The sequence below is a fragment of the Roseibium sp. RKSG952 genome (assembly GCF_009711355.1).
On record NZ_SMMF01000679.1, the window covers coordinates 1 to 3,933 of the forward strand.

Here is a 3,933-nt window from a genome sequence, read left to right on the forward strand (position 1 = left end):
CCCTTATGGCGAACCGAACCTGGCCGTTGCATTGCTGCACTTCGCGGCTGAAGCCACCACGACCGGATACGGCCCCGTAATCATCAGCGAAACTCCGGACTTCTCATGAGGTCCCCTAAAGCGTTATAGAGGGCGCGACTGGTGCCGAACGCACCCAAGAACCATCACCAAGAAAAGCTGCCATGACTGACTATCTCGTCGCCGCCCTTTACAAGTTTACCCCGCTCGACGATTTCGAGGCCATGCGGGAGCCGCTCAAGGCGTTTTGTCAGGCGCGCGATGTGCGCGGTAGCCTGCTGCTCGCAAGCGAAGGCATCAACGGGACCATCTGCGGTCCCGAAGCTGGTGTGCGCGAGGTGTTGGCGCATTTGCGGTCCGACCCTAGGCTGAGCGACTTGAACCACAAGGAATCGTGGAGCCATCGCCATGTCTACAAGCGCATCAAGGTGCGTCTGAAACAGGAAATCGTCCGCCTCGCTGTCGACGGCATCGACCCGAATGAAATCGTCGGCACTTATGTCAAGCCTGAAGACTGGAACGCGCTGATCGAAGATCCGGAGGTGGTCGTGATCGATACACGAAACGACTATGAATATGCCTTCGGAACGTTTGAACGCGCGGTGAACCCGGAAACGCAGGCTTTCCGCGAGTTTCCCGAGTGGGTGGACCAGTCCGAGGACCTTAGGAAAAAGCCGAAAGTGGCCATGTTCTGCACCGGTGGCATCCGCTGCGAAAAGGCGACCGCCTGGATGCTGAAGCATGGCTTCGAAGAGGTGTTTCACCTTGAAGGCGGAATTCTGAACTATCTCGAAAAGGTGCCCGAAGACAAAAGCCTCTGGAAGGGCGAGTGTTTTGTCTTTGATGACCGCATTTCCGTTGACCACAAGCTGGCGCCCAAATGGGGCTCCTGGATTCCGGACGAAGCCAAACATGTGATCAACGAAGATACGGACTACGCCGGGGAGTAGGACCCCTATTGAAGCCGTGAAAACGGCGCCGAAGGGCGCCGTATTTTTTTGTCAGCCGGTCCTGAACAGGTTTGTCGGCAGTCCCTTAGCGTCATGGCCTTCGATCAGAAACAGGCCGCCCGACAGGGTGTCCGGTTCGAATGCGGTCGGGTCTGCGGGCGGCTTCAGGCTTGTGACCACAAGCTGGTCGAGATCCGGACCGCAGAAGCAGGGCATGGTCGGTTTCGGCACCGGCAGCTTGATGGTCTGAATGCATTCGCCGTCCGGGCTGAAGCAATTGAGAACGCCTGCCGAAACGCCGGCGCTCCAGTAGTTGCCGTTTGCATCGACCGTTGCGCCATCCGGGCGCCCGTTTTCGTTGGTCTGCTGGGCAAACAGCATCTTGTGACCCAATGTGCCGGTGTCCGGTTCAAAGGCGTAGGCCTCGATCCAGCCGGGGCTGCTGTCGGCGTGATACATGGTTGTGCCCGATGGCGACCAGGCCAGTCCGTTGGAGCATTGCAGGCCGTCGCGGATCTGGTGGACGTCGCCTCGGCCGTCAATCCGGTAAAGACCGGCGATCGGTTCGCGCGGACTGCTGGTGTCCAAGGTGCCGACCCAGAAGGCCCCGTCCGGGCCGACCTTGCCGTCATTCAGGCGCGTCTGCGGCAATTCGGTTTCGACCTCCGCGAGCAGCTTTTCCTCCCCGGTCGCCGGATCGAACAGGACAATCCGGTCCCAAACGGCAACCACAAGGCGGCCGTCATCGGTCAGGCCAAAGCAGCCAACCTCGTTGTCAAAGGCCCAATGCCGGATGTCGCGTGTGTTCCAGTCCAGGGCATAGATCGTGCACCCTTGGATGTCGGTCCAGAACAGACGGCTTGTTGTGGGATCCCAGGTCGGGCATTCGGCAAGCTGGTAAGTCGTGTCGATAAGACGCGTAATCGAAATAGGCACCTTGTTTTTCCTAAGGCCAATCCATGATTGAAGTTGCCGACTATAGAGACAAGCCAGCCGGGCGTCGACCGGCTAGTGTGTTGAAAAAGATCGGGAGAAACAGGCCTCACTCCGGCCCCAGGTGAAACGAGGTCTTGCGGACGATCGGACGGATGGCGAACAGCGATTTCATCCGGGCCACGCCGGGCAAGCGTGCCAGTTCCTCCCGGTGAATGCGCTCGAAATCCACCGGATCCGCAGCCGCAACCCGCAGCATGTAGTCGGCGTCGCCGGCCATCAAGAAGCATTCCATGATTTCGTTTGAGCGCGCGGCCGCCTTTTCGAAGGCCTCAAGGACTTCGTTTGACTGGCCCACAAGGCTGATTTCGACAAACACATCCATGCGCTTGCCGATTTTGCGTTGGTCCAGAAGGGCGACATATTTTGAAATGACACCGGCTTCCTCCAGTGCCCGCATGCGGCGCAGGCACGCAGAGGCCGACAGCCCGACCTGCTCGGCCAGGTCGGCATTGGCGATCCGGCCGTCGCGCTGAAGAATGTCAAGAATCTTGCGATCAATCCGGTCGAGTTTCACGAGACTGCCTCTGGTGCATGATATTCGATTATTTATAAATTTGATGCAATAATATTGCGTAAAATGAACGATTGGAAACCATAAAGCAAGCACCTGCGGCGGAAGTCGGCGTAAACTGAAAGGGCAATCTTGCATTCAAGAGGGGAAACGTCATGCGCATCGGGGTTCCGAAGGAAATCAAGCATCAGGAATACAGGGTCGGGCTGACACCGGACAGCGTTCGCGAGTTCACCGCTCATGGGCATGATGTCTATGTCGAAACCAACGCAGGGGCGGGAATTGGTGTGGACGATTCCGCCTATGAAGCGGTTGGCGCGAAAGTTCTGGGGACGGCTGCGGAGGTGTTCGAGACCGCCCAGATGATCGTCAAGGTCAAGGAGCCCCAAGCGGTCGAGCGCGCCGTGCTGCGCCCGGATCATATTCTGTTCACCTACCTCCATCTGGCACCAGACGCTGCGCAAACCGCCGATCTGGTGAAGTCGGGCGCGACCTGCATCGCCTATGAAACGGTTCTGGGTGCAGACGGCAGCTTGCCCTTGCTGGCGCCCATGTCCCAGGTTGCAGGGCGCCTGTCGGTGATTGCCGGTGCGAAGGCTCTTGAGAAGGTACATGGCGGTTCCGGCACCCTGATCGGTGGCGTTCCTGGCGTTGAGCCTGCCAAGGTCGTTGTCATTGGCGGCGGGGTTGTCGGCTCTCACGCAATCGCCATGGCGCTGGGCCTTGGGGCCGATGTTACCGTTCTGGACCGGAACGTCTCGGTTCTGGAAAGCCTGTCCAAAACCTACGGGGCGGCCTTGAAGACCGTCTATTCGACCGCATCGGCGCTGGAGACACAGGTTCTGGAAGCGGATGTGGTGATCGGGGCGGTTCTAGTTGCGGGTGCGGCTGCGCCGAAGCTGGTGACGGCCGAAATGGTTCGGCGGATGAAGCCGGGGTCCGTTCTGGTCGACGTTGCGATTGATCAGGGCGGGTGTTTTGAAACATCCCGCGCGACCACGCATTCGGACCCGACCTATATCATCGACGATGTGGTGCATTACTGTGTTGCCAACATGCCGGGCGCGGTTCCGAGGACTTCGGCCTACGCGCTGAACAATGTAACCTTGCCGTTTGCGCTGGCATTGGCGGACAAGGGCGCGCGTCAGGCCCTTCTGGACGACCCGCTGTTCTTGCCGGGCCTCAACGTCCATGGGGGCAAGGTGACTTGCAAGGCTGTGGCTGATTCGCTTGGCTACGACTATGTCGCCCCGCAAATGGCGCTCGGCACCGAAGCTGCAAAGGCCGCTTGAGCGGGGCCGGAGTCTTTGGAACATCGAGCGAGAGGCGGGCGAACAGCCCGCCTTCTTGAGGCCGCTGCATAGTGCCGGTCTGTGCAGCTGAACGCGCGAATTCTGCCCATTATCATCTATTCGGGATAGAGGTGAAGTGTTCACGGAACGCCGTTCAAGGCGGTTT

Annotated in this window: 4 protein-coding genes; 2 read left to right on the plus strand and 2 right to left on the minus strand. The window is 59.2% G+C overall.

The window, feature by feature from the left end; translation table 11 throughout:
- The first annotated feature begins 182 nt into the window (after positions 1-182).
- Positions 183-968 (plus strand): rhodanese-related sulfurtransferase, encoded by a 786-nt coding sequence (locus E1297_RS03740; protein ID WP_155134068.1) that lies wholly within the window; start codon positions 183-185, stop codon positions 966-968.
- A 51-nt stretch (positions 969-1,019) separates the two neighbouring features.
- Here the strand turns inward: E1297_RS03740 and E1297_RS03745 are convergent, their stop codons facing one another.
- Positions 1,020-1,904, minus strand: a complete 885-nt coding sequence (locus E1297_RS03745; protein ID WP_209015629.1) for an SMP-30/gluconolactonase/LRE family protein — start codon at positions 1,902-1,904, stop codon at positions 1,020-1,022.
- A gap of 106 nt (positions 1,905-2,010) precedes the next feature.
- Positions 2,011-2,478 carry an Lrp/AsnC family transcriptional regulator gene (locus E1297_RS03750; protein ID WP_368669455.1) on the minus strand — a complete coding sequence of 156 codons (468 nt, stop codon included), beginning with the start codon at positions 2,476-2,478 and terminating at the stop codon, positions 2,011-2,013.
- 152 nt (positions 2,479-2,630) lie between these two features.
- Here E1297_RS03750 and ald point away from each other — a divergent pair, with 152 nt between their 5' ends.
- A complete protein-coding gene (gene ald / locus E1297_RS03755; protein WP_155134077.1) occupies positions 2,631-3,767 on the plus strand; it encodes an alanine dehydrogenase in 1,137 nt (378 codons plus the stop codon).
- The last annotated feature ends 166 nt before the right edge of the window (positions 3,768-3,933 follow it).